The organism is Janthinobacterium breve, assembly GCF_051380895.1.
Taxonomy (GTDB): Bacteria; Pseudomonadota; Gammaproteobacteria; order Burkholderiales; family Burkholderiaceae_D; genus Janthinobacterium.
Genome location: NZ_JBNYXY010000010.1, coordinates 163,549 through 187,462 on the forward strand (window position 1 = coordinate 163,549; position 23,914 = coordinate 187,462).

The window sequence follows — 23,914 nt, forward strand, 5'->3', positions numbered from 1 at the left end:
CATCTAAAACAGCTTATTTCGACGTCGTTGCCTTGGCGCCGCTTTCACCTTCCTTCGCCACCTTGGCGAAGTCGCCGGCCGTCACGATCGAGACGGCCGATGGCTTCAGGTACTCGCGCAGGCTCTGGTTCACTTGCGCCAGGGTCAAGGCGGCCACTTTCGTTTCCAGGTCCTTGTCGTAGGCCATGGTGCGGTCTTGCGCCAGGTAGCCGGCCAGTTCGCGCGCCAGGCCCGCATCCTGCGTGCGGCCCACTTCTTCCGATTGCAGCCAGCCTTTTTTCGCCTCGACCAATTCCTCTTGCGTAAAGCCGTCGGCCAGCGCCTTGGCGATTTCCTCGCGCAGGGCAGCTTCCACCTTGACCGTGTTTTGCGGCGCGCTGATGGCATACGCCATCCAGTAACCGGCCGGTTCGCGCGACGGTACCGTCACTTGCGAGCCGACGCCGTACGACAAGCCTTCCTTCTGGCGGATGCGGTCGGCCAGGCGGCTGCGCAAGGCGCCGCCACCGAGCATGTGATTGGCGATCAGCAAGGAGGGATAGGTGGCGGCGTCATCCTTGAGGGGAATCGGCTGGATGGCAAACAGCACGCTGTTGGCCTTGTCCGGCGTTTCCAGGGTGACTTTCTCGCCGCTGACGGGCTTGACGGCATCAAGAATGCGCACATACGGCTGCTGCGCCTTCCAGTTGCCGTACAGGCTGGCCACTTGCGCCTTCAGCGCGGCTGGGTCGAAATCGCCCACGGCGGCAACGGTGGCGTTCGACGCACCATAATAGGCGCCATGGAAGGCTTTCACATCGGCCACTTGGATGGCTTTCCATTGCGCCAGTTCGGCTGGCAAGGTGGCCACGTGGCGCACATGGCCTTCCGGCGTGGCGTCGAGCAGGCGGCGGAAGGCGTTCACGGCCAGCGGTTGCGGTTCAGGCAATTCCTGCTCCGCGCGGCCCACGCGTTCGCGCTGCAACTCCAGGAATTCCGTCTCGCTCAAGGCGGGCTTTTGCAGCACTTGCGCCAGCAGGTCCATGGCGGCAGGCAAGTTCTCGCGCTTGCCCGTCAACATCGCCGTCACGCCTTCGGCGCCGCCCGTGATGGCCACTTGCGTGCCCAGCTGGTCGAACTTGTCCTTCACTTCCTGGCGCGACAGTTTATCCGTGCCGCGCGACAAGAGATTGGCCGTGTAGCTGCCCACTTGCGCCTTGCCGCGCAAGCTCTCTTCGCTACCGATCTGCAATTTCAGCACGACGCTGACGGTGTTGCCCTTGGTTTTCTTCGGCAGCAAGGCGCCCTTCAAGCCGTTCGGCAAGGTGAAGCGCTGCGTGCGCGCTTCGATATTGTCAGGGCTGGGATCGAACGCTTCGCCCTGCGCCACCACGGCGCGGCCCGTGTAGCCGGCCAATTGCGGCGCCACGTCGGCGTAAGCTGGCACGACCGTGCGGTCCGGCGCGTCGGTGGGGATGAAGCGGCCCAGGGTGCGGTTCGAGCTCTTCAGGTATTTCTCGGCCGCTGCCTGCGCCTGCGCCGTCGTCAGCTTGTCGAGCAAGTCGCGCTGCAGGAAGAACAGACGCCAGTCGCCGGCCGCCAAGGACTCCGTCAGGGCAATCGTCAGGCGCGCCGTGTTCGAGGTGGCCAGTTCGATCTGCTTGTTCAATTGCTGCTTGACGCGCGCCACTTCCGCCTCCGTGATCGGCTGCGATTTCAAGTCTTCCAGCACTTTCAGCATGGCAGCTTGCGCCGCATCAAGGTTGCCATCGACGGGCACCAGCGCGCCGAACAGGTTGTAGCCCGGCTCCAGGTTGCTCACCGAGTTGTATTCGATCTTGCTGGCCAGTTTGGTTTCCACCAACGCCTTGTGCAGCCGGCCGGCCGGGGCGTCCGTCAGCACGTGGCCCAGCACCTCGATGGCGACGGCGTCCGGGTTACCGGACGGCGCCACGTGGTAGCCGGCGCCGACGAACTGCGTGCCGCCGCTGCGGCGCACCGTCACGGCGCGTTCGCCATCCTGCACCGGTTCGGCCGTGTAGGTCGGTTCGATCACGCGCTTGGGTTTCGGGATCTTGCCGAACAGCGAATTGATCTGCTGCAAGACCTTGGCTTCATCGAAGCGGCCCGCCACCATCAGCACAGCGTTATCGGGCTGATAATATTTATGATAAAACGCGCGCAAGCGGGGAATGTTCACCTGCTCGATGTCGGAGCGGGCGCCGATGGTCGACTTGCCATAGTTGTGCCAGTCGTAGGCGATGGCCTGGATGCGTTCGCTGGTCACGCCGATCGGGTCGCTCTCGCCCATCTCGAACTCGTTGCGCACGACCGTCATTTCACCCTTCTGCGTTGTCGGATTCCACAGGTCGTTTTGGTCGATGGCCGCGTTGACCATGCGGTCCGCTTCCATGGCCAGCATCTGGCGCAGGTTGTCGTCGTTGGCGGGGAAGGTAGCGTAGTAATTGGTGCGGTCGTACCAGGTGGTGCCGTTGAACTGCGCGCCCGTCGAGTTCAGGATCTCGACGGGGGTTTTGGTGCCCTTCCTGACGCCGAAGTTGGCGCTGGGCTTGAACAGCAAGTGCTCCAGCAAGTGGGCCATGCCCGTTTCGCCATAGTTTTCATGACGCGAACCGACCAGGTAGACGATGTTGGTGGTCAGAGTCGGCTTGCTGGCATCGGGAAACAGCAGCACACGCAAGCCATTGGCCAGGCGGTATTCAGTGATGCCTTCGACGGACGTGACTTTGACGGCGCCGGCGCGGTTGGGTGCAGCCTTGCCGGTTTTCTGGGTCGGTGCGGCGTCCACCGGGGTGGCGGCCAGGATGAAGGAAGGCGAAAGGATGCCGGCGGCAAGCAGGAGGGCGGTAATTGGTTTCAAGGCGGAGTCCTGGTAACACTACGTTATAGACGTGCGCAAGCAATCAGCGCAGGCGCAATGTGATACGAACGCAAGAATAGTCACGGGGCCCGCGCTGCGTCTTCGCCGCCACGTGAAATTATTGCCATTTCGTAATTTACGGCATACGTATCACTAATGCAAGTCCTGTCATCGGGCTGTTATCTGCCCGTGTTATACTCCATGGTTCCAGAACTATCTGCCTGTATATGAGACGAGCTCTCGTCCTGCTCTGCCTTTTTGTTTTCATCGCCTTACCCCAGGCGTTCGCCAGCATGGCCTACGCCAGCCCTTCCCCATTCCAGCATGCAGTCGCGGCCGGCATTACTGACACGCCTGCCTTCGTCGCGGATTGCCCTGACCCCAACGCCCATGCGGGCCAGCCCGGCGACAACTGCGACGCCGAAGAATGCGACAACGACCCCATCACGCTGTACCCGACCTCGCGCCAGGGGGCGCCGTTTTGCGCCATCATTTGGCAAGCGGGACCGGGCGCACTTGCCGAAGCGGACGCGCGGCAGGCCACCCGACCGCCGCGCGTCCGCCACTGATACCGCAGCACCCATCACGCCTGGGGCACTAGCCGCCAGGCAAGTTTGATACTTACTGACTTTACAAGGTTACACACATGGAATGGTTATTTGACCCGACAATCTGGGTCGGCCTGCTGACGCTGGTCGTACTGGAAATCGTACTGGGTATCGACAACCTGATCTTCATCGCCATCCTGGCCGAGAAACTGCCGCCGCACCAGCGCGACAAGGCGCGCGTGCTGGGCCTGACCCTGGCCCTCGTCATGCGCCTGGGCCTGCTTTCCCTGATTTCCTGGCTGGTCACGCTGACCACGCCCTTGTTTTCCCTATGGACATTCTCGTTTTCCGGACGCGACCTGATCCTGCTCGTCGGTGGCCTGTTCCTGCTGTTCAAGGCCACCACCGAGCTGCACGAGCGCCTCGAAGGCGTCACGCATGCCCAGACAGGCCCGAAAGTCTACGCCGGCTTCGGCCTGGTGGTGGCGCAGATCGTCGTGCTTGACGCCGTCTTTTCGCTCGACGCCGTCATCACGGCCGTCGGCATGGTGGACAACCTGTACGTGATGATGGCGGCCGTCGTCATTTCCATCGTCGTCATGATGCTCGCTTCAAAAGTGCTGACGCGCTTCGTCAACGCCCACCCCACCGTCGTGGTGCTGTGCCTGAGCTTTTTGCTGATGATCGGCCTGTCGCTGGTGGCCGAAGGCCTGGGCTTCCACATTCCGAAAGGGTATTTGTACGCCGCTATCGGTTTCTCGATCGTCATCGAATTCTTCAATCAGCTGGCGCGCCGCAACTTCCTCAAGCTGCAATCGAACGCCCCGCTGCGCGACCGCACGGCGCAAGCCGTCCTGAGCCTGCTGGGCGGGCGCAAGGGCCGCGAAGCTGTCGAAGAGCATGAAGTCAAGGAACTGCCCGACGTCTCCGCCTTCGGCGTGGAAGAGCGCAACATGGTCAGCGGCGTGCTGACCCTGGCCGAACGCTCGATCCGCTCCGTGATGACGCCGCGCGGCGACGTCTCGTGGGTCAACCTGAACGACAGCAGCGAGAAGATGCTGCAACTGCTGCGCGAAACGCCGCACAGCATGATTCCTGTCTGCAATGATGACCTGGACAATGTGATGGGCATCGCGCGCAGCAAGGACCTCATCGAAGATCTCGTGTCGCATGGCAAGATCGACCCGGCCAGCATGCGCGAAGCCGTCGTCGTGCCGGAAGCGGCAGGCGTGCTGAAAGCCATGGAAACCTTGAAGCGCTCGCGCGGCCAGCTGGTGCTGGTGGTCGACGAGTTCGGCACCGTGCAAGGCGTGCTGACGCCCATCGACATCCTGGAAGCCATCGCCGGCGAATTCCCCGACGAGGACGAGCTACCCGACGTGGAAGTGCTGGGCCCCGGCCACTGGCGCATCGATGGCGCCACCGACCTGCACTACCTGGAGCAAGTGTTCGAGACGGAATCCTTGGTCAGCGAAGACGGCGACTACAACTCGCTGGCTGGCTTCCTGCTGGCGCACTTTGAAAACATGCCGGCCGTGGGCGAAGTGCTGGAGCTCGATGATTTGCGCTATGAAATCGTCGAGGCCGACGAGCGCCGCATCGCCTGCGTGGACGTGCGCCGCATCGAGCCCGATCACAGTTTGTAACACAATGGCAAGCGTGCCCCGCTTGCCATGCCGTATGCTGGGGTCTGCCTTTTTTGGAGACGCCAATATGAACCACTCCCTGCTAAGCCTGAGTTTACTGGCCTGCGCCGCCATCGGTGCGCAAGCCGGTGCCCAGGCCGCCTCGCCGTCCGCCACCATCAAGCCGGGCCTGTGGCAAGTCGACAGCAAGATGGCGTCGCCCGATGCCGCCACCGACAACGCCATGTCCATGGTGCTGCAGCAGCTGGGCAACCTTCCTCCCGATCAACGCAAGCAGCTGGAAAGCATGGCCGCCAGCCGCGGCATGGCCATGCCCACCGTGGGCGCCGATGGCGCCGTGCGCGTGACAGCTTGCGTGACGCCGGAAATGGCCGCGCGCAGGCAGATTCCCACGGGCCAGCCCGGCGATTGCCAGTCGAAGAACACCGACATCGCGGGCGGCATGAACGTGTCGTTCACTTGCGCGAACCCGAAATCGAGCGGCGAAGGCCAGGTGCGCTTCAGTGGCGACCAGGCCTTCAGTATGCAACTGGCGGTGACGACCAGCGCGCGCGGCACGCCGGAACAGGTGAATGTGACGAGCAACGGCAAGTGGCTGGCGGCAACGTGCCCTGCCCCTGCCGCGACGGCAGTTCAAAAGCCGTGACGAAAGCCCATATTGAAAGCTGCGTCGCCGCGCCCAGCATCGCTGGCATTGCCCACCGTGTAGCGGGCGCCGTTCTTGTTGTGGATCTTCGCGTAAGACGCGTAGAAATCGCTGCGTTTTGACAGCGAGTACGTGAGGCCGACGGCCACCTGGCTGGCATCGCGGTTGGCCAGGTCGCGGTCATCCTTGCGCACGTACGAGGCCAGCAGCTTGAAGCCGCCCACGGGCACGGACACTCCCAGCAAGGTGTCGCGGCTGTCCGACGAGGACATCGACAGGGCCAGCGAGCTGTACGCATTGCTGGGGTCCCACGGCGAACTGCCATAGCCCTTGTTGACGCCCACGGCGGCAAAGGCGGTGGCCACTTTCAGGTCGATATTGGCCGCGATCAGGGTGTTGCGCGACGACATGTCGATGGCGGGCAAGGTGCCGGAGGCGAGGATGAAGTTGTTCTTGCGCTGGTGCGACACGCTGACATTCACGGCGCCGGCCGAATAGCCGAGCGTGGCGCCATACGCGCGGTTGTTGGCGCTGCTGTACGGTGACTCGCCAAAGCTGTAGATGGCGCTGGCGGACACGCCGCGCAAGGCGGGCGTCACGTATTTGACGGTATTGTCATAGCGTTTCACGCTGTAGCCGGCCAGGTTGCTGGCGCTGCCGGCCATGCCGCCCTTGAACGGGTCAGCCACGTCGGTGAGCGTCAGGTATTGCAGGTTGTACTGGCGCCCCAGGGTCAGCGCGCCCAGGCGGCTGTCGAGGCCCACGTAAGCCTGGCGGCCGAACAGACGGCCGTCTTCCGACTGGCCCGTGTCGTTCTGCACGCCGGCTTCCAGGGTAAATACGGCGGAGACGTCATTGCCCAGCGCTTCGCGGCCCTGCAGCCCCAGGCGCGAGCCGGACGCGACGCCGCCGGACACCTTGCTGCCGGCACAATTGGCGGCACAGCCCCGTTCGGCAACGATACCCGCGTCAAGCACGCCATACACGGCAACGTTACTCGATGCGGCACTACCCGCGCCATCGGCGGCCTGGGCCGCTGCGCCCAACGCAAATGGCCCCATCCCTATCACAGCAAGCGCAAAATACGAGGTCTTCATGATAAATATCTCGGTAACGTGGGTGAAACTTCCCGGTATTGATCAGGACATGCGCTGTGTGTCTGATCTTAGTGTTACCTTATCCTCGCTTTTTGTCCAGCCATCCGTGCGTTGTACAACAGAAACTTCAGCTTAGCCCCGGGAAAAGAGTCGCGCACTGACAACACGCAAGAGTGACCATGATTGTGGTACTTGCGGCAAAATGGCGTTAAAAGCAGGCCCTGCCGTAAAGCAATGTTCGGTGGCGAACGTTGCGCGATTAGACGCAGGCGGTACACTACTGGTTTTACCGACAGCGGCTCGCCCGTTTTTTTTGCATGCTAGCTATCCTCGAACGCATAGACCCCAACTCCAGCAATATCGACTTGCTGGTGGAATTATTCAACTCACTGCGTCCCAAGCGCCCCCACGACAGCGCTACCGCGATCGCCAACGTGCGCACCCTGCGCCAGCTACTCAAAGGTAACCCCGCGCAAGCGCGCGCCCTGCACGAATACGTGCTGCGCGTGCTGGCCGCGCGCCGCCACGCCAGCCTGTACACGGACATCGGCGTGCTGTCGAACAGCGGTTTTTTCACCGAATTGAAACGCCGCATCGCCTACCGCATGCTGCCACCCGCCCTGGGCGACGAGTACCTGAACGACGCGCTCGACCAGGTGCTGTACCTGAAGACCGATTATTTGTGGATCAGCAACGTGCCCGCCACGGACTGGCTGGAACTGTTCGACGTGCTCACCAGCGACGACATCGAACTGGCCGTCGGCGATGGCAATATCATGCTGCCGGGCATGCTCGACGCCATCCGCACCCTGTCCTACCGCGTCTGCGCCATGGGCCTGGAACCGGAACTGACGCGTTTCCACAACGAAATTGAAGTGTTCCAGTCGCCGTTCATGGTGCAAAACACGGAAGTGAACGCCTACCTGGACGCGTACGCGAATCTGTTGCACGGCAATATCGAGCACATCGAGGACGCGCGCCATTTACTGGTGATGCTGGACCAGTGCGATGCCGTCATCGCCAAGATCCGCAAGAAGGCCCTGTACCAGGGCACCAGCATTCCCCTCACGTATTTACTGGTGGCGCTGGCGCAAAGCATCGACCGCCTGCGCAAGCTGCTGTTCCTGGTCGACACGAGCGGCGAGCTGCCCAGCTCCGCCAACGTGGATATCGCCGCCATCACGGTGGACGCCACGCAAGACTTGCTGCACCCGCAGCCCGTCAGCCGCCGCCGCGCAGGCGCCGTCGGGCTGGCGCTGGAACTGATACGCGCGCATAACCACAAGTACAAGGTCAGCGACCTGTTTTCCGACAATATCAACTTGCTGGCGCGCAATGTGACGGAAAACGCCAGCCGCACGGGCGAACACTACATCGCGGAAAGCCGGCGCGAGATGGGCGCCATGTTCCTGTCATCGGCGGGCGCGGGCATCATCATCGGCTTCATGGCCCTGTTCAAGATCCTGATGTCGTATTTGCGCTCGGCGCCGCTGGTCGAAGCGTTCATGTTCAGCATGAATTACTCGATCGGCTTCATGTTCATCCACTTGCTGCACTTCACGGTAGCCACCAAGCAGCCGGCCATGACGGCCTCGCGCATCGCCGCCGGCCTGCACAGCAAGGATGGACGAAATATCGACCTCGACAGCATGGCGGAACTGATCAACAAGGTCTTCCGCACGCAAAACATGGCCGTGCTGGGCAACCTGGCCACAGCCATTCCCACGGCCTGGCTGATCGCGCTGGGCTACAAGGCGATCACGGGCCACCACCTGGTGTCGCCGGAAAAAGCCATGCATCTGCTGCACGATATCGACCCCATCGGCAGCCCCGCCATCTTTTACGCCATGATCGCCGGCGTGTGCCTGTTCGTGGCCGGCCTGATTTCGGGCTACTATGACAACCAGGCGCTGTACACGCGCTGGGCGCAGCGCATCGCGCAATTGCGCGGCCTGGGCCGCGTGATCGGCCAGGAGCGCTTGCAACGGCTGGGCCTGTACCTGGAAAACAACCTGGGCGGGCTGATGGGGAACTTCTATTTCGGTATCCTGCTGGGCTCCATCGGCACCCTGGGTTTCCTGATCGGCTTGCCGATCGATATCCGCCACATCACCTTCTCGGCCGCCAACTTTGCGACAGCGCTGGTGGGACTGGACCACAACATGAGCTGGCAACTGGCCGTCAAATCGCTGTCGGGCATCTTCGCCATCGGCACGGCCAACCTGCTGGTCAGCTTTGGCCTGGCCCTGTGGGTGGCGCTGCGTTCGCGCCAGGTGCGCTTCAAGCACGGCATGCAATTGTTGAAGATTCTGGGCAAGCGCTTCCTGCGCTCGCCCATCGTCTTCTTCTTCGGTTCGAAAAACCCGCCACCACTGGCATTGGCCGATGACTCGGCAAACCTGTCACCCACGAGCAAGGCCCAAAAATGACCGCTAGTCGCATGCAACCCTGCCTCACCGCCCTACTGCTGTGCTGGACCCTGGCTGCATGCGCCTCGCTGCCGAATGTCAAGAACCTCAACACCACTCTGGCCCCCGTGGCCAGGCCCAATGTGATCACGGGCAAGGGCGCCATACTGAACGTCAACAGCCGCGCCGCCCTGCTCAACAAGCGCTGGGCCAAGGCCGGCATGGACTTGAAGACCCAGGCCGCGCTGGAAGAGGCGGCCACGGGCGTGCCTTTGATCAAGGGCAACAAGGTGACCCTGCTGTTTGACGGCCCGCAAACGATGGCCGCCATGTTCCAGGCCATCAGCGAAGCGAAGAACAGCATCAACCTGGAAACGTATATCTTCGACCAGGACCCGCTGGGCCTGAAGTTTGCCGACATGCTGATCGAAAAGCAGCAATCGGGCGTGACGGTCAACGTCATCTACGACAGCGTGGGCACGATCGGCGTGCCGCAGGCGTTCTTTGACCGCATGCGCGCCGCCGGCGTGCGCCTGGTGGCCTTCAACCCCGTCAATCCAGCCAAGCTGAAGGGCGACGACTGGAAGATCAACAACCGCGACCACCGCAAGGTGCTGATCGTCGACGGCAAGACGGCGTTTACGGGCGGTGTCAACATCAGCGATACCTATGCCAAGAGCTCGCTGTTCCGCTCGAAATCGAAACCCACCGACAAGAAGGACGTGGGCTGGCGCGATACCCACGTGAAAGTGGAGGGCCCGGCCGTGGCCGCCTTCCAGTGGCTGTTCATCCGCACCTGGGCCCAGCAAGACCAGGCCGACTTGCCGGACGCCAATTATTTCCCCGTGCTGTCCGAAGTGGGCGACAAGCTGGTGCGCGTGGTAGCGAGCGAACCGGACGGCGGCTTTGAAATCTACAAGGCATATATTTTAGCCATCCAGGAAGCCAAGAAATCCATCCACATCACGTCCGCCTATTTCGTGCCCGACCAGCAGACGGTCGACGCGCTGGTCGCGGCCGCCAAGCGGGGCGTGGATGTCACCGTGGTGCTGCCCGGCGTGTCCGACAGCGGCCTGGTGTTCCATGCCGGACACGCGCTGTACGACCAGCTGCTGGCCGGCGGCATCCGCATCTTTCACTTGAAACTGGCCGTGCTGCACGCCAAGACGGCCGTCATCGACGGCGCCTGGTCGACCGTGGGCTCGACCAACATCGACATGCGCAGCTTCTTGCATAACAGCGAACTGAACGTGATCGTGCTGGGCGACAGTTTCGGCCGCGAAATGGAAAACGCTTTCCAGGAAGACTTGCGCGACTCGGAAGAGATCACCAAAGCGAAATGGGAAACGCGGCCTTTGAGCGACCGCATGAAGGAGTGGGCGGCGCGTTTCATGAACTACTGGCTCTAAGGACGTAGGTCGGATTAGCGCAGCTTCGCCGCGCTAATTCGACGAGATACCTACAACGGCCGCAAGCTGGCCCATACGCCACCTTCACGCTCGAACGCTTCCGTGCTGACTTTTTCAAAGTCGGCGCTGTCTTCATTCCAGCTGTAGCGCTCGACGCGGATGCAGCTGTCTTCGATGCGGATGACATTGAACGAATTCGACTCGCCCCTGCCCCGCGTGGACGTGGCCGTGCCCGCCTGCACCATCAGGGCAGCGTAGCCGTCGATCTTGTAGCGCGCCGAGGTGTCGCCCGCATGGCTGGCGTGCAAATGGCCGGCCAGCAACAGGTCCACGCCACATTCGGAAAACATTTGCAGCGCCAGCGGCGCGCGGTCGACCAGATCATCGTTGTCGAAATGCTCGGGCAAGTCAAATGGATGGTGCGTGACGATGATGCGCGTCAAACCGGGCGGCAAACGGCCCAGGCGTTCACGCAGGACATCGATCTGCTCGTGGCTGATGCGGCCATCCTTGAACGTCAAGGAGCGGGCCGTGTTGATGCCCAGCACGGCGATTTCCTCGTCCACATATTCGGGCGACAGGTCCTGCGTCACATGGCGCCGGTATTTCACCAGCGGCGTCAAAAAGCGGGAAAAGACGTTATACAGGGGCACGTCATGGTTGCCCGGCACGACGATCTGCGGCCCCGGCAAGCTGTCGAGAAAGGCTCGCGCCTGCTGGAATTCTGCGCTGCGGGCGCGCTGCGTCAGGTCGCCCGAAACCACCACCACGTCCGGTTCCAGGCGCTCGACCAGCGCGCGCAAGGGTGCCAGCAGGTCCGCATCGACCCTGCCAAAATGCAAATCGGATAAATGCACGAGGGTACGCATGGCCTTACTCCGACGCCGGAGGCGAGGCAGGCACCAGCACTGCCAGCGCGGCCGGGCGGATGCGGTATTGCAGCGGCGTATTCATGATGGTCACTTCGCCATCGGTGGCCACGCGCAGGCGGCGGTGTCGCGTGGCGATTTCCAGGTCATTGGCCGTCAGCATATCGAAATCCTTGGCCTGCGACAACTTGCCGAACAGCGCGTGCAAGGCCAGTTTCAGCAAGCCCAGGCGGCCAGGACGCTGCGCCACGTACAGGCTCAGCTGGCCGCCATCGAGCCGTTCGCGCTCGCCGATATTCAAGCCTTCCATCATGTACTCGTTATTACCGATGAACACAAACGGCGTCCGGCGCGCATGCACGGCGTCCTTGAGTTTCAATTGCACGCTGAGAAATGGATAGCGGCGCAAGGCGGCCACCAGGGCCCAGCTGAAGGCCAGCCACTTGCCCCGCCCCAGCCGGCGCTGCTGCTTTTCGCGGTCGCGCACGATATCGGGATACAGGCCCAGGCTGGAATTATTCAGGAAGATGCGGCCATTCACTTCGCCCACGTCGACCAGGTGCAGCACGCCCTGCGCCACATTGGCGATGGCCGCATCGAGCGCCAAGGGAATATTCAAATCCTTGGCGAAATGGTTCAAGGTGCCTAGCGGCAAGACGCCAAACGGCGTGCCGCTGCCCACAACGACAGAGGCGACGGCATTGATGGTGCCGTCGCCGCCACCGGCCACGACAATGGGCGCGCCATCGCGCAAGGCCTGCTCGACCGTGGCGATCATCTCGGCCCCGCTTTGCGCCAGGGTGATGGCGGCGTCGAGCCCCACGGCCAGGAACTGTGCTTCGAGCTGCTGCGCCCAGTCGGGCGCATAGCCGCAGCCGGCGCCCCCGTTGATGATGACTGCAATTTTACTCAGGATCATTCCCCTTATTTGGTTTGCCGGATACGTCGGCGGCGGCGCAGGGTCGACACGCCGGCGATGCAGATGGCCAGCCAGCCATAGCTTTCCGCCATGGCCGCCAGCACATCGCTCAGGTAATGCGCGCCCAAGTAGATGCGGCTGAAACCCACGAGTGAGGCCATCAGGAAGGCACCTAGCGCGATGGCGATGCGCTTGCCCCAGGCGCCCGGCGCCGTCTGGCAAATCAGGTAGGCGGCCAGCAAGCCGTACAGGGCCGTCGAGGTGGCCGTATGACCACTGGGAAAGCTGTAAGTGCTGAGGGCCGTCTGCAAGATGGGCTCGTCAAAACTGGGGCGCGCACGGACAAAAATGTACTTTAGCAGCAGGTTCAAAAACATGACGCCCGGCATGGTAATGACTAGGGTAAGCAGCCAGTAGGTGGCGCCCTTGCGGTGCAGATACCAGCCCAGCAAGGTCGCCAGGGTGATGGCGCCGAGCACGCCATGCAGGTGCGTGACGACCAGCAGGCAACGGGTGATCCAGGGCACGGCATGCTGGTTGAACCACTGCGCCACCTGCAGGTCGATCACGGTGATCTGGGCCATACCCATCACGGCTTCGGCGATCTCGTGGAACACCACGATGGCCACCAGCATCAGGGCCACGCCCACCGTCATGTGCAGGCCCAGTTCGCCCTCGGGCGACAGGCGCGCCTCGACGAAGCGGCGCAGTTTCGTGGTCCAGCCCGTGGTCATGCCCATGTCATTCTTCTCTTGCAAACTGCGCTCACTTTCCTGTTCGTGGTGATGATCAAAAAAACCACACCAGTAAAAAAATACTGTTTATTCATACAGTAGCTGTGTTTTCATACAGTAGTTATGCTATTCTGGTGACTCGTTCAACACATCTCCCTCAAAGGAATTGTCATGGCAACATTGAATAGCGGTTTTGGCTCACGGTTCGGCCTGGAATACGCCCCAAGCTCTTTCCTCGTCCGCATGGGCAAGCGCGAAATCCTCGTTTGCCGCGACTTCCGCAAGCGCTACTACACCGTCAATCCCTTGATCGAGTGCGGTACGGGCATCGAGCCGGGCTATGTTGAAGTGCTGCTGATGCGCCGTTGGTTGTTGATCTTATCTAAAGCGCATTAAGTTTACCTTAACCGCGTAGCGGTCTAGGTGCTCCGTCCGACCACGCCGGGAACGCCTCAGTACCGGCCAGCGGCAACCGCGCTGGCCGACCCCTCATTACTGTGCGCGTTCCGGTGCGGCCGGGCTGGCAGGTGTTTCCACTGGAGACACCTGGTCAAACACATTCGCTTCGTACCACAGCGTCACGAACAGCACCATCACGACGGGGCCGATGAACAGGCCCACGAGGCCCAGGGTTTCCACGCCGCCCAGAATGCCGAACAGCACGGCCAGGAAGGGCAAGCGGGTGGCGTTGCCGATCATGCCGGGGCGCACGAAGTGGTCGGCCACGAATAGCACTACTGTGCCCCACGCGGCCACGCCGATGGCGGCGCCCACATTGCCCTGGAAGACCAGCAAGGCGGCGGCGCACAGGTAAGCCAAGGGCGCGCCGAACGGGATGATGGCCAGGATGCCGGTGGCAAACGCCCACAGGGCCGGTGACGGCAAGCCGGCGATGGCGTAGGCGATGCCGATCAGCACGCCTTCGGCCAAACCCACCAGCACCAGGCCATTGACGGTGGCGCGGATGGCCGTGGGAATTTTTTGCGCATAGCGGCCCCAGCGTTCAGGGCGCAAAAAATGGCTGCCGACGGCCGTGATCTGGCGCGTCAGCGCTTCGCCATCCTTGTAAAAGAAAAACAGGCACAAAAAGGCCAGGCCGAAGTCGACCAGGCGGTGGAACACGTCCGCGCCAAGAATTTTCAGCATGTCGCGCGCGGAATGAAAGCCGCCCACGGCGCTGCCCGCAAAGAAGTGGCTGAGGCCATGGGGCTGGCTCAGGGTGGCTAGCCACCAGTCGCCGATGGCGCTGCCCGCCAGGGGGATGTGCGCCACCCAGTCCGGCACGGGCAAGCCATCGGTATTCGCATGAACGATGAAATTGGCCAGCATGGGCACTTCGCGCGCCGCCTGCGCCACGCCGAACAGCACCGGTATGATGAAGATGCAGGCGAACGCCAGGGTCAGCACGGCCGCCGCGATGATGGTGCGCTGGCCCAGCGCCGCGCGCACGCGCAGGTACAAAGGCCAGGTGGCCACGCACAGAATGCCTGCCCACACGAGCGGCAAAAAGAAACGCTGCATGACGAAGGCCGTCACGGCAATCAAGGCCAGGGAAAAGCCTGCGCTGACGATGTCGCGCTGGGTATCGCTCATACCGCTCCATTCGTGCCTCGCACCGGGGACAGGGACGGGGCTTAGTTACGCGCCAGTTGCGCAGGCGTAGCGTAACACGGAGGTTCGCTGATTTACACGAGTCCCAGCTCCACCGGTTTGACGCCGGCAAACACGTGATCGAGTTGCGCCGGCGTCAAACCGAACGTGCGGCGCAGCAAGCCGCCCAACACGGCGCGGTATTCATTCAGCACGGGCATGTCGCGGTTCTGGAACAGATTCGCCTGCGAAATCGCCACCTGTTCGCCCGCCACCTGCTTGCCCTTGATGCCGCCGCCCAGCACCCAGAACACGCTGCCGTGGCCGTGATCCGTGCCGCGGTTGCCGTTTTCGCGGAAGGTGCGGCCAAATTCGCTGACCACCACCACCACGGTATTGCGCCATTCGCTGCCCATTTCCTGCGAAAACGCGGCCAGGCCCCTTCCCAGCTCATCGAAGCGCCCCGCCAGGTAGCCATTCGCGCCGCCTTGCCCCACATGCGTATCCCAGCCTCCCACGTCGACAAAGCCGAGGTTGTATTTGTCTTTCATCAAGCGGGCGATGCGCTGCGCTTCCAGTTCAAATCCCTTGGTACTGATGGCGTTGCGGTTGGCCGCCTGCATTTCTCCCGTCAACTCCTTCGTCACATCGTCGCGCACGGCAAAGCCGGCGCTGACCGGTTGCTGCAAGGGCGTGCCCTTGTACATGGCGGCGATGACCTGGCTTTGACGCGCATCAATACCGGACTTGCCCACGGAGCGCAGCCCCATGTTCGGCACTTGCACGCCGCCCTGGAAGATCAGGGGCAGCTGGTCCGTGAAGGAAATGGCGTGATTGCTGCTATTCAAGCTTTGCGCCAGCCGGTTCAAAAAGCCCGAACGGAAATCGCGGCGTCCGCCGATGTCCTGTCCCAGTTCGATGCTGTCCTGCGTCTCGAAATGGCTGCGCGTCAAATCCGTCGTGCCCGCAAATGGAATGAAGGCCGCCTCGCCACCATTGAACATGGGGTAAATGGTCTCGCGCAAGGCCGGATGCAGGGCCCAGTCGGCGGTCAATGCCAGCGCACCGTTCTCCGCACCGGGTTTCGCTATGGCGATATTCGGCCGCGATGCATAGTAAAAATCACTGCCGACCGGCACCAGCAGGTTGTTGGCGTCATAGCCGCCGCGCAAGAAGACGAACAGCAGCCGGGCATTCGTGGCCGGTGCGGCCAGCAAGCTGCCCGCGTGCGACAACAGGGGCGCGGCGGCCAGGGCTTTCAACAGGTCACGACGGTTCATGGCGATTCCTTCAGTGTCAACTTAGCGATGCATCATTTCTGGTGAGGACAATAGGAAAGTGTTCCACTCCTGCGGCGAAGCGGCCTGCTCCAGGGCCTGGCGCGTGGCGGGGCTCAAGCTGGGCTGCAGCGACTGGTAATACAGGGCGCTGGCCAGCTGGGGAAACGCCACTTTTTCCTGCGGCTGCGGGCCATCCGTCTTGAACAGGCCGGCGCTGCCCGAGCCGATGGTGCGGGCGATATCGAAGCGCGTCGTCATCTGCCCGGGGCTGGCCCAGGAGGCGTCAGCCAGCGGATAACCATCGGGCGTCTGGCGTCCGTACAGGGGCTGGCCCATGCGCGAAAGCCAGTTCAGCATGGGCCCCGCGTTGAGGATGGGTTTGTCGTCATAGCTGAGGCGCACGGCCGACACCACATAATGCATGGGGTCCTTGAATTTCTTGCCCAGCGATTGCCTGAATTCGGGACTGCTGAACATGGTCTGCAGCACGTCGGCGATCATGCCGTCGCTGTGCTGGAAGGTGGCCGCCATGCGCGCCACCAGCGGCTCGGGCGGATTGTCGCCGACAAAATATTGGGCCAGCTTGCCGCTGATGAAATGCGCGGTGGCGGGACTGCGGCTGAGGCGGTCCAGCGCTTCATCGAGCTCGGCCAGTCCACGGCCCTTCACCGTTTGTCCGAGGAATTGTTTATCGCCATAATCGTGGCGGTTCGGATTGAATTCGAACAAGCCCCGGCGCACATATTGCGATTGCAATGCCGGTTTCACCTTCGGCGTGTCCGTGCCCAGGTTGACGCCCACGCCCGTCAGGATGCGCGCCAGCTCCTGCACGTCAGCCTGGCTGTAGCCGCCATTCACGCCCAAGGTGTGCAGCTCCATCAGTTCGCGCGCATAGTTTTCATTGATGCGCTTGACGGCATTGGCTTCATTGTCCAGATAGCGCAACATGGCCGGATGGTGGACGGTAGCGCCCAGCAAGTCGCGAAATTTCCCCAAGGCATGCGGCGCGATGGCGTTCACCTCGTAATCGCCCACCATGGCGCGCAAGTTGTGCTTGCCCTGGTGCACGCTGAAATGGTTGAGCCAGAACCAGCTCAGCTGCTGCTGCAGCTGGTTGGGCGAATACACGTCCAGCAACAGCGAACGCGTGGCCGCTTCGCGCGCCAGACGGTTGAGTTCCTGCTGGTAATCCTTTTGCGCCTGCTGCTTCGCCATGTCGTCCATGACGCCAGCCGACTCCTTGCGCTTTTGCTCCATAGAAATCACCAATTGATCCAGCGGCATCTGGCTGATGGTCATGGCGTCGATCTGCGCCTGGACGGCAGGCGGCAAGGTCGTTTTTCCTGGGTGCAACTGCGCCTGCAGGTAAGCGCTCCAGCCTTGCGCCTGCAGCTGGCGCACGCCGCCCCCGTTTACACCCCAGCTGACCCGTTCCAGCATGGCGATGCCTTGCGCGGCATTGTCGGGCGCGGCGACGGCATGCTGCACGGCCGGCGGCGCCGTCGCGGCGCAGCCGGCCAGTAGCAGCAGGGACATCAAGGTCGTCGGCAACAGTCGTTTCGGAGTCATGGCAATCCTTCAAGCGGTTTCATGCACAATGCCTGAGGGTACGCCCAGGTTGACACGCGCATGATTGCCATTTGCAACGAGTTGTAATCAATAGTGCTGTTATGCCAACTCCGCACACTTGTCGCGCAGGAAATCGCGCAGCTGCAGCACCAACGGCGTCACCTGCGCCCGGTGCGTGCACACCAGGTGCAGTGGCGTCGCTTCGCCCGCCACTTCGGGCAACAGCGCTTGCAGGCGGCCCGCGGCCAGGTCGCCAGCGACGTCCAGCCGCGATTTGTAGGCGATGCCCAGGCCCGCCACGGCCCAACGCCGCACCAGCTCGGCGTCGTCGGCGCTGCGGTTGCCGCTCACTGGCACAGTCACTTGCTCGCGCTGCGGCAGGCGGTAAAAGGTCCAGCGGTCGTGCAAGCCGTCTTCCAGCGCGAAGCGCAGGCAATTGCGCTGCGACAAGTCTTCCAGCGCCAGCAAGGGGCCATGCGCGTGCAGGTAGTCGGGCGAGGCCACCAGCACGCGGTCGTTGGCGGGCGCGATCGGCATGGCGATCATGGACGAATCGTCCTGCTGGCCGTAACGCAGGGCTATATCCACTTGCTGGCGCACCATGTCGGCCACCCGGTCGCTGACGCTGAGCTGGTACTGCAGCTTGGGATGGCGCGACTGGAATTCGTCCAGCCAGCCCAGCATCAGGTTGCGGCCCAGGTCGGACGGCATGGCAATTTTCAAAGTTCCGCCGAAACTGTCCTTGCCTGCCAGCAGCGCGTCGTGACCCGCGCGCAGCAGGCGCAAGGCTTCGCGCGCATGTTCTAGGTATCGCGTGCCTTCCGGCGTCAAGCTCAGCGAACGGGTCGTGCGGGCCAGCAGGCGCAAGCCCAACTCCCCTTCCAGGCGCTTGACGGCGGCGCTGGCCAGCGCGGGCGAAATGCCGATCTCGCGCGCGGCCGCCGACAAGCTGCCCCGGTCGGCCGTGCGCACAAATACCTGCAAATCATCGAGTCGCAGCAATTTTCAGCATTCCTTTGAAAGTGTTTCGGTACGCGCCCTCTTTTTCCTGGACGCGAAAGCAACCATCATACGGCATCGCCTCCCCACTCTTCACCAAGGATTAGCATGAAAGCCATCGCCTACCACCACACCCTGCCCATCACGGATGCCGACGCCCTGCTCGACATCGAGCTGCCCATGCCCGTCGCCACGGGGCGCGACCTGCTCGTCGCCGTGCACGCCATCTCCGTCAACCCCGTCGATGCCAAGGTGCGCCAGAACCGCGCGCCGAAAGTGGGCCAGCCGGAAGTGCTGGGCTGGGATGCGGCCGGCGTCGTCACCGCCGTCGGCCCCGATGTGACCCTGTTCCAGGTCGGCGATAGAGTCTGGTACGCGGGCGCCATCAACCGCCCCGGCAGCAACAGCGAATTCCAGCTGGTCGACGAGCGCATCGTGGGCCACATGCCGGCCAGCCTGGACTTTGCTCCCGCCGCCGCCCTGCCCCTGACGGCGATCACGGCCTGGGAACTGCTGTTCGACCGCCTGCAGATCAGCCGCGACAAGAGCCTCACCGGCAAGTCCCTGCTGGTGATCGGCGCGGCCGGCGGTGTCGGCTCCGTGCTGGTGCAGCTGGCGCGGCAGTTGACGGGCGTGACCATCATCGGCACGGCCTCGCGCACGGAAACGGCCGACTGGGTCAAGCAACTGGGCGCCCACCACGTGATCGACCACAGCCTGCCGCTGACGGGGGAAATCACGCGCCTGGGCTTGCCGCCCGTCGATTATGTGATCAGCCTGAACCAGACCGACAAGCATTTCGAGCAAATCGTGGAATTGATCGCGCCGCAAGGCAAGTTCGCCCTGATCGACGACCCCGAGCACATCGACGTGCGCAAGTTCAAGGGCAAGAGCGTGTCCCTGCACTGGGAACTGATGTTTACCCGTTCGCTGTTCCAGACGGAAGATATGCTCCAGCAGCATGCCTTGCTGGAAGAGCTGGCGCAGCTGGTGGACGCGGGCATCATCAAGACCACCCTGGCCGAGCGCTTCGGCACGATCAACGCGGCAAATTTGAAGCGCGCGCATGCCCTGCTGGAAAGCAATACGGCGAAAGGCAAGATCGTGCTGGAATATTTCCAGTAATCAGGTAATCAGTATGGCCCGGAAATCATTGACGTTCGTCAATGTCGGGCCCGTGATCACACTATCTCCCAGCGCCTGGAAGAAGCCGTGTCCATCGTTGTTGTCCAGGCTGTCGCGGGGGCGGATGCCCAGCGCCCAGGCGCGCTGCAGGGTGTCCGGTGCCAGATAAGCGCCGGCGATGTCTTCCTGGCCGTCGACGCCATCCGTGTCGCCGGCCAGCGCGTGAATACCCGGCGCGCCTTCCAGCGCGATGCCCAGCGCCAGCAAGAATTCCACATTGCGCCCGCCGCGCCCGTTGCCGCGCACGGTGACCGTCGTTTCGCCGCCCGACAGCAGCACGCACGGGCCGGGAAACGGCTGGCCCCGCAAAGCCGTTTGCAACGCGATGCCGGCCATTACCTTGCCCACGTCGCGCGCCTCGCCTTCCAGGCTGTCGCCTAATATATACGGCGTGACGCCGGCCGCGCGCGCCACGGCGGCTGCCGCTTCGAGCGCCAGCTGCGGCGTGGCGATCAGGCTCGTGTGCGTGCGCGCCAGGCGCGGATCAGCGGGTTTCACGGATTCGCCGCGCCCGCTTTCCAGCACGGCGCGCACGCTGTCCGGCAATTCCATGCCATAGCGGCGCACGATGGCCAGCGCGTCCTCGCAAGTCGTCGAGTCGCCCACCGTGGGGCCGGAAGCGATATCGCCCAGCTTGTCACCGGGCACGTCGGAAATGGCCAGGGTGATGACTTGCGCCGGATGGCAGGCGGCCGCCAGACGCCCACCCTTGATGGCGGACAAATGGCGGCGCACGCAATTCATTTCGCCGATGGTGGCGCCGGACGCCAGCAGTGCGCGGTTCAAGTCTTGCTTGTCTTCCAGGCTGATGCCGTCCAGCGGCAAGGCCAGCAGGGACGAGCCGCCGCCCGAAATCAGACATAACACCGTATCGTCGGCCTGCAAGTTGGCGACCAGTTCGAGCATGCGCTGCGCGGCCTGCATGCCCGCCGCGTCCGGCACGGGGTGCGAGGCTTCCACGATCTCGATGCGGTCACACGGAACGGCGTAACCGTAGCGCGTCACCACGAGGCCGGACAGCGGCCCCGGCCAGTGCTGTTCCACGGCTTGCGCCATGGCGGCCGACGCCTTGCCGGCGCCAATGACGATCAGGCGGCCCTTGGGTGGAGGCGGCAGATGGGGCGGCACGCAATGCGATGGCTGCGCCGCGGCGATGGCGGCGTGGAACATGGCTTGCAACAAGGCGCGCGGCGCTGGCGTGGTCGTCATTGTGTTCTCCTCGGGTATCCTGACCCGATCATAGCAGTGCCGGCAAGCGGGCAGCTACAATGACGGCAAGATTACTCACAGGAATGCAATGAACGACGCCATCGAATGGACCAGTCTTGCCCGCACTTTCGGCTTGTTTACCGTCACGGCCGTGGCCGAACTGCTGGGCTGCTACCTGCCCATGCTGTGGCTGAGCAACAAGGGCAGCGCCTGGCTGCTGTTGCCGGCCGCCATCAGCCTCTTGATCTTCGTGTGGCTGCTGACCTTGCATCCGGCCGCCAGCGGCCGGGTGTATGCCACGTATGGCGCCATCTATATCGCCACGGCGCTGGGATGGCTGTGGCTGGTGGACGGCATCACGCCCGCCTGGACGGACATCGCCGGCGTGGGCCTGGCCCTGGCCGGCGCCGCCGTCATTGCCATGGGGCACAAGACGGCTTGATTTGCCTCAGGCGGCATGCGCGCGGAAGTTCGTTTCCGCCGACCACGCCGCGCTGGCGCGGGCCAGCAACACCGCTTCGCCATCGGCCAGCCAGTCGTCGGCGTCGGCGATCTTCCACATGGCATGCAGCAGCTTGCGGCGCAAGTCAGGGTCATCGATTTCATCGAGCAGGCTGTCGATCACGCCATTGGCAAGCTGCACGGCGCCATGCACGGTCGAGGTCAGCATGTCGTCGCACAAGTCTTGCAGCAACTGTTGAAAAGCGGCTGGCGCCAGGTCGATATGCTCGAGAATCTTGCTGCGGTGCATCGCTTGCAGCTCGGTGCTGGCCAGGTTGCCGTCGACCACCATCATCAGGGCCAAAATACGTCCCGCTGCCTGGGGACTGTTCATTGCATAGGTACGCATAGTTTCTACTTTCTCAGTTAATTAATTAGAAAGCGCGCCACCGCCCTGCGGGGCGCGCCGTACTGCTGTTTATTTCTTGTCGCTGCGGGTGATGAATACGCTCGCCACGCAACTCGACACGATCAGGACCGCCACCACCAGCAACGACGCTTCCACCGGCACGTGGTACCACGGCATGATCAGCATCTTGGCGCCGATGAACACCAGCACCATCGCCAGGCCATACTTGAGCATGTGGAAGCGGTCAGCCACGTCCACCAGCAAGAAGTACAGGGCACGCAATCCCATGATGGCGAACAGGTTCGACGTGAAGACGATGAACGGGTCCGTCGTGATGGCGAAAATCGCCGGGATCGAATCGACCGCGAAGATCAGGTCCGTCACCTCGATCAGGATCAGTACCAGGAACAGCGGCGTGACATAGCGCAAACCGCCTTTTGCCACGAAGAAACGCTCGCCATGGTCGCCATCGGCCACCCGCAAGTGACGGCGGGCAAAACGCAGCACGGGATTGTTCGCCACGTCCGGCTCCGCATCGGCCGCCACCAACATGCGCATGCCGGTAATCAAGAGGAAAGCGCCAAACAGGTACAACACCCAGCTGAACTCGCTCACCACCCATGCGCCGGCCAGTATCATCACGGCGCGCATGACGATCGCGCCCAGCACGCCATAAATCAACACGCGGCGCTGGTACTGGATCGGCACCTGGAAGGCACTGAAGATCAGCAGGAAGACGAACACGTTATCGACGGACAGCGCTTTCTCGATCAGGTAGCCGGAGAAAAATTCCAGCGCCTTCTGGCTGGCGATCTCGGGTCCGGCCGTGCCGTTCAGATACCACCACAGGCCGCCGTTGAACAGCAGGGCCAGGCTGACCCACACCAGCGACCACGTTGCCGCTTCCTTGACGCCCACCTTGTGCGCCTTGTTTCCGCCGAAGACGAACAGGTCCAGCGCCAGCATGAACAGGACGAATACGATGAAGCCGGCCCACATGGGTGCCGTAGCAATGCTTTCCAGGCCGTTCATCGGCGGCCTCCGCAACTGTCTGTCTGTATCCTGATGCCCATGACACTCTCCTTGCATGAATTGAGCAGCCATCATAGTCTGAATATAAACATCGAACAAATCGAATATAATTTATGAATACATCGAAAAAATCGATGTATTGATTCTACGGGAAAAGCATGTCGACACTCAACTTCAAGCACTTGCGCTATTTCTGGATGGTGGCCAAGACGGGCAGCATCGCCCGCGCGGCCGAACAGCTGCACCTGACGCCGCAATCGATTTCCGGGCAACTCAGCGAGTTTGCCGACACCCTGGGCGTGGAATTGTTCCGCCGCAGCGGGCGCCAGCTGGAATTGACGGACACGGGCAGGCGCATCCTCAGCCATGCCGAAAGTATTTTCAACACGGGCGATGAACTGCTGGAAATCGTGCGCGACCAGTCGCGCACGGCGACAACGACCTTTCGCGTGGGCTGCGCCGATTCCGTCTCGAAACTGATCGCCTGCCGCCTGGTCGCGCCCGCGCTGGGCCTGGCCGAACCGCTGCGCATCATTTGCCGCGAAGGACGGCTGGCCAGCCTGCTGGCGGATCTGGCCGTGCACCGGCTGGACCTGATCATGGCGGACCGCCCCATGCCGGCCCATTTGAGCGTGCGCGGTTTTAACCATTTACTCGGTGAAAGCGGCATGACCCTGTTTGGCACGCCAACCCTGGCCGCCACCTTGACAGGGAGTTTCCCGCAATGCCTGGACGGCGCGCCGCTGCTGCTGCCAGGCGAAGACTTCGCCATTTACGGGCGCTTGTTGCAGTGGCTCGGCGACAACCATCTGCACCCGCGCATCGTCGGCGAGTTCGACGATAGCGCCATGATGAAGGCCTTCGGCCAGTCCGGTGCCGGCCTGTTCTTTGCGCCCACCGTGATCGCGCCCCAGGTCTGCGAGCAATATGCCGTGGTGGCGCTGGGCCGGGTCGACAGCCTGGTCGAGCAAGTGTATGCCATCACCACGGAGCGGCGTCTGAGCCACCCGGCCACCATCGCCATCAGCCAGAGCGCGCGGCACGAGCTGTTCGTGTAAGCGCTA

At 62.7% G+C, this 23,914-nt stretch carries 21 protein-coding genes; 9 read left to right on the top strand and 12 right to left on the bottom strand.

The annotated features are described in order from the left end of the window. Positions 1 to 13 precede the first annotated feature (13 nt). Positions 14 to 2,860: a M16 family metallopeptidase gene (locus tag ACQ4W0_RS21040; RefSeq protein ID WP_436578521.1), complete on the bottom strand. Its 2,847-nt coding sequence runs from the start codon at positions 2,858 to 2,860 to the stop codon at positions 14 to 16. Between the two features lie 227 nt (positions 2,861 to 3,087). Between ACQ4W0_RS21040 and ACQ4W0_RS21045 the strand changes: the two genes are divergently transcribed. From ACQ4W0_RS21045 to ACQ4W0_RS21055, 3 genes are all read left to right on the top strand, one after another. Continuing rightward, positions 3,088 to 3,429, top strand: coding sequence for a hypothetical protein (locus ACQ4W0_RS21045; RefSeq protein WP_436578522.1), 342 nt, complete (start codon positions 3,088 to 3,090; stop codon positions 3,427 to 3,429). A 77-nt stretch (positions 3,430 to 3,506) separates the two neighbouring features. Next, on the top strand, positions 3,507 to 5,054 hold the full coding sequence (locus tag ACQ4W0_RS21050) for a TerC family protein (protein WP_436578523.1): 1,548 nt from the start codon (positions 3,507 to 3,509) through the stop codon (positions 5,052 to 5,054). A gap of 67 nt (positions 5,055 to 5,121) precedes the next feature. Next, on the top strand, positions 5,122 to 5,700 hold the full coding sequence (locus ACQ4W0_RS21055) for a DUF3617 domain-containing protein (protein WP_436578524.1): 579 nt from the start codon (positions 5,122 to 5,124) through the stop codon (positions 5,698 to 5,700). On the opposite strand, the gene ACQ4W0_RS21060 is transcribed toward ACQ4W0_RS21055, so the two are convergent. Beyond that, positions 5,688 to 6,797 (bottom strand): porin, encoded by a 1,110-nt coding sequence (locus tag ACQ4W0_RS21060; RefSeq protein ID WP_436578525.1) that lies wholly within the window; start codon positions 6,795 to 6,797, stop codon positions 5,688 to 5,690. The two genes, ACQ4W0_RS21055 and ACQ4W0_RS21060, sit on opposite strands and share 13 nt — an antisense overlap. Positions 6,798 to 7,114: 317 nt before the next feature. Between ACQ4W0_RS21060 and ACQ4W0_RS21065 the strand changes: the two genes are divergently transcribed. Together ACQ4W0_RS21065 and cls are read left to right on the top strand one after the other, a co-directional pair. Continuing rightward, positions 7,115 to 9,226, top strand: coding sequence for a site-specific recombinase (locus tag ACQ4W0_RS21065; protein ID WP_436578526.1), 2,112 nt, complete (start codon positions 7,115 to 7,117; stop codon positions 9,224 to 9,226). Next, positions 9,223 to 10,614 carry a cardiolipin synthase gene (gene cls, locus ACQ4W0_RS21070; protein ID WP_436578527.1) on the top strand — a complete coding sequence of 464 codons (1,392 nt, stop codon included), beginning with the start codon at positions 9,223 to 9,225 and terminating at the stop codon, positions 10,612 to 10,614. The genes ACQ4W0_RS21065 and cls overlap by 4 nt, the downstream gene beginning before the upstream one ends. A 50-nt stretch (positions 10,615 to 10,664) precedes the next feature. Here the strand turns inward: cls and ACQ4W0_RS21075 are convergent, their stop codons facing one another. The 3 genes from ACQ4W0_RS21075 to ACQ4W0_RS21085 are packed head-to-tail and all read right to left on the bottom strand — an operon-like array spanning position 10,665 to position 13,160. Next, complete coding sequence (locus ACQ4W0_RS21075) at positions 10,665 to 11,483, bottom strand: metallophosphoesterase family protein (RefSeq protein WP_436578528.1); 819 nt, start codon at positions 11,481 to 11,483, stop codon at positions 10,665 to 10,667. A 4-nt stretch (positions 11,484 to 11,487) separates the two neighbouring features. Beyond that, positions 11,488 to 12,402 carry a diacylglycerol/lipid kinase family protein gene (locus ACQ4W0_RS21080; RefSeq protein WP_436578529.1) on the bottom strand — a complete coding sequence of 305 codons (915 nt, stop codon included), beginning with the start codon at positions 12,400 to 12,402 and terminating at the stop codon, positions 11,488 to 11,490. Positions 12,403 to 12,407: 5 nt separating this feature from the next. After that, a complete protein-coding gene (locus ACQ4W0_RS21085) occupies positions 12,408 to 13,160 on the bottom strand; it encodes a phosphatase PAP2 family protein (protein WP_436578530.1) in 753 nt (250 codons plus the stop codon). Positions 13,161 to 13,307: 147 nt separating this feature from the next. On the opposite strand from ACQ4W0_RS21085, the gene ACQ4W0_RS21090 reads away from it, so the two are divergent. Further along, positions 13,308 to 13,532, top strand: a complete 225-nt coding sequence (locus ACQ4W0_RS21090; RefSeq protein WP_010396348.1) for a hypothetical protein — start codon at positions 13,308 to 13,310, stop codon at positions 13,530 to 13,532. A 96-nt stretch (positions 13,533 to 13,628) separates the two neighbouring features. Here the strand turns inward: ACQ4W0_RS21090 and ACQ4W0_RS21095 are convergent, their stop codons facing one another. The 4 genes from ACQ4W0_RS21095 to ACQ4W0_RS21110 form a co-directional block, all read right to left on the bottom strand. Continuing rightward, a complete protein-coding gene (locus ACQ4W0_RS21095) occupies positions 13,629 to 14,729 on the bottom strand; it encodes an AI-2E family transporter (RefSeq protein ID WP_436578531.1) in 1,101 nt (366 codons plus the stop codon). Between the two features lie 92 nt (positions 14,730 to 14,821). Further along, positions 14,822 to 16,006, bottom strand: a complete 1,185-nt coding sequence (locus tag ACQ4W0_RS21100) for a DUF1501 domain-containing protein (RefSeq protein ID WP_436578532.1) — start codon at positions 16,004 to 16,006, stop codon at positions 14,822 to 14,824. Between the two features lie 21 nt (positions 16,007 to 16,027). After that, positions 16,028 to 17,575 carry a DUF1800 domain-containing protein gene (locus ACQ4W0_RS21105; protein WP_436578533.1) on the bottom strand — a complete coding sequence of 516 codons (1,548 nt, stop codon included), beginning with the start codon at positions 17,573 to 17,575 and terminating at the stop codon, positions 16,028 to 16,030. Positions 17,576 to 17,674: 99 nt separating this feature from the next. Then, positions 17,675 to 18,577 (bottom strand): LysR family transcriptional regulator, encoded by a 903-nt coding sequence (locus tag ACQ4W0_RS21110; protein WP_436578534.1) that lies wholly within the window; start codon positions 18,575 to 18,577, stop codon positions 17,675 to 17,677. Between the two features lie 105 nt (positions 18,578 to 18,682). On the opposite strand from ACQ4W0_RS21110, the gene ACQ4W0_RS21115 reads away from it, so the two are divergent. Beyond that, complete coding sequence (locus ACQ4W0_RS21115) at positions 18,683 to 19,699, top strand: zinc-binding alcohol dehydrogenase family protein (protein ID WP_436578535.1); 1,017 nt, start codon at positions 18,683 to 18,685, stop codon at positions 19,697 to 19,699. On the opposite strand, the gene ACQ4W0_RS21120 is transcribed toward ACQ4W0_RS21115, so the two are convergent. Further along, entirely contained in the window at positions 19,700 to 20,968 is a 1,269-nt protein-coding gene (locus tag ACQ4W0_RS21120) for a glycerate kinase type-2 family protein (protein ID WP_436578536.1), read from the bottom strand. It lies immediately after the preceding gene. Positions 20,969 to 21,056: 88 nt separating this feature from the next. On the opposite strand from ACQ4W0_RS21120, the gene ACQ4W0_RS21125 reads away from it, so the two are divergent. Continuing rightward, positions 21,057 to 21,410, top strand: a complete 354-nt coding sequence (locus tag ACQ4W0_RS21125; protein ID WP_071324638.1) for a YnfA family protein — start codon at positions 21,057 to 21,059, stop codon at positions 21,408 to 21,410. Positions 21,411 to 21,416: 6 nt separating this feature from the next. Here ACQ4W0_RS21125 and ACQ4W0_RS21130 read toward each other — a convergent pair whose 3' ends face one another. After that, the gene (locus ACQ4W0_RS21130; protein WP_436578537.1) at positions 21,417 to 21,818 is read right to left on the bottom strand and encodes a TerB family tellurite resistance protein; all 402 of its coding nucleotides are present in this window, start codon (positions 21,816 to 21,818) and stop codon (positions 21,417 to 21,419) included. Between the two features lie 69 nt (positions 21,819 to 21,887). Continuing rightward, positions 21,888 to 22,850, bottom strand: coding sequence for a TerC family protein (locus tag ACQ4W0_RS21135; protein WP_436578538.1), 963 nt, complete (start codon positions 22,848 to 22,850; stop codon positions 21,888 to 21,890). 158 nt (positions 22,851 to 23,008) lie between these two features. Between ACQ4W0_RS21135 and nhaR the strand changes: the two genes are divergently transcribed. Then, positions 23,009 to 23,908, top strand: coding sequence for a transcriptional activator NhaR (nhaR, locus tag ACQ4W0_RS21140; RefSeq protein ID WP_436578539.1), 900 nt, complete (start codon positions 23,009 to 23,011; stop codon positions 23,906 to 23,908). Positions 23,909 to 23,914: the final 6 nt, after the last annotated feature.

Coding starts and splice junctions, on each gene's coding strand:
- ACQ4W0_RS21045 (WP_436578522.1), top strand. CDS start 3,088: ATGAGACGAGCTCTCGTCCTGCTCTGCCTTTTTGTTTTCATCGCCTTA.
- ACQ4W0_RS21050 (WP_436578523.1), top strand. CDS start 3,507: ATGGAATGGTTATTTGACCCGACAATCTGGGTCGGCCTGCTGACGCTG.
- ACQ4W0_RS21055 (WP_436578524.1), top strand. CDS start 5,122: ATGAACCACTCCCTGCTAAGCCTGAGTTTACTGGCCTGCGCCGCCATC.
- ACQ4W0_RS21060 (WP_436578525.1), bottom strand. CDS start 6,797: ATGAAGACCTCGTATTTTGCGCTTGCTGTGATAGGGATGGGGCCATTT.
- ACQ4W0_RS21065 (WP_436578526.1), top strand. CDS start 7,115: ATGCTAGCTATCCTCGAACGCATAGACCCCAACTCCAGCAATATCGAC.
- cls (WP_436578527.1), top strand. CDS start 9,223: ATGACCGCTAGTCGCATGCAACCCTGCCTCACCGCCCTACTGCTGTGC.
- ACQ4W0_RS21075 (WP_436578528.1), bottom strand. CDS start 11,483: ATGCGTACCCTCGTGCATTTATCCGATTTGCATTTTGGCAGGGTCGAT.
- ACQ4W0_RS21080 (WP_436578529.1), bottom strand. CDS start 12,402: ATGATCCTGAGTAAAATTGCAGTCATCATCAACGGGGGCGCCGGCTGC.
- ACQ4W0_RS21090 (WP_010396348.1), top strand. CDS start 13,308: ATGGCAACATTGAATAGCGGTTTTGGCTCACGGTTCGGCCTGGAATAC.
- ACQ4W0_RS21095 (WP_436578531.1), bottom strand. CDS start 14,729: ATGAGCGATACCCAGCGCGACATCGTCAGCGCAGGCTTTTCCCTGGCC.
- ACQ4W0_RS21100 (WP_436578532.1), bottom strand. CDS start 16,006: ATGAACCGTCGTGACCTGTTGAAAGCCCTGGCCGCCGCGCCCCTGTTG.
- ACQ4W0_RS21105 (WP_436578533.1), bottom strand. CDS start 17,575: ATGACTCCGAAACGACTGTTGCCGACGACCTTGATGTCCCTGCTGCTA.
- ACQ4W0_RS21115 (WP_436578535.1), top strand. CDS start 18,683: ATGAAAGCCATCGCCTACCACCACACCCTGCCCATCACGGATGCCGAC.
- ACQ4W0_RS21120 (WP_436578536.1), bottom strand. CDS start 20,968: ATGACGACCACGCCAGCGCCGCGCGCCTTGTTGCAAGCCATGTTCCAC.
- ACQ4W0_RS21125 (WP_071324638.1), top strand. CDS start 21,057: ATGAACGACGCCATCGAATGGACCAGTCTTGCCCGCACTTTCGGCTTG.
- ACQ4W0_RS21130 (WP_436578537.1), bottom strand. CDS start 21,818: ATGCGTACCTATGCAATGAACAGTCCCCAGGCAGCGGGACGTATTTTG.
- ACQ4W0_RS21135 (WP_436578538.1), bottom strand. CDS start 22,850: ATGAACGGCCTGGAAAGCATTGCTACGGCACCCATGTGGGCCGGCTTC.
- nhaR (WP_436578539.1), top strand. CDS start 23,009: ATGTCGACACTCAACTTCAAGCACTTGCGCTATTTCTGGATGGTGGCC.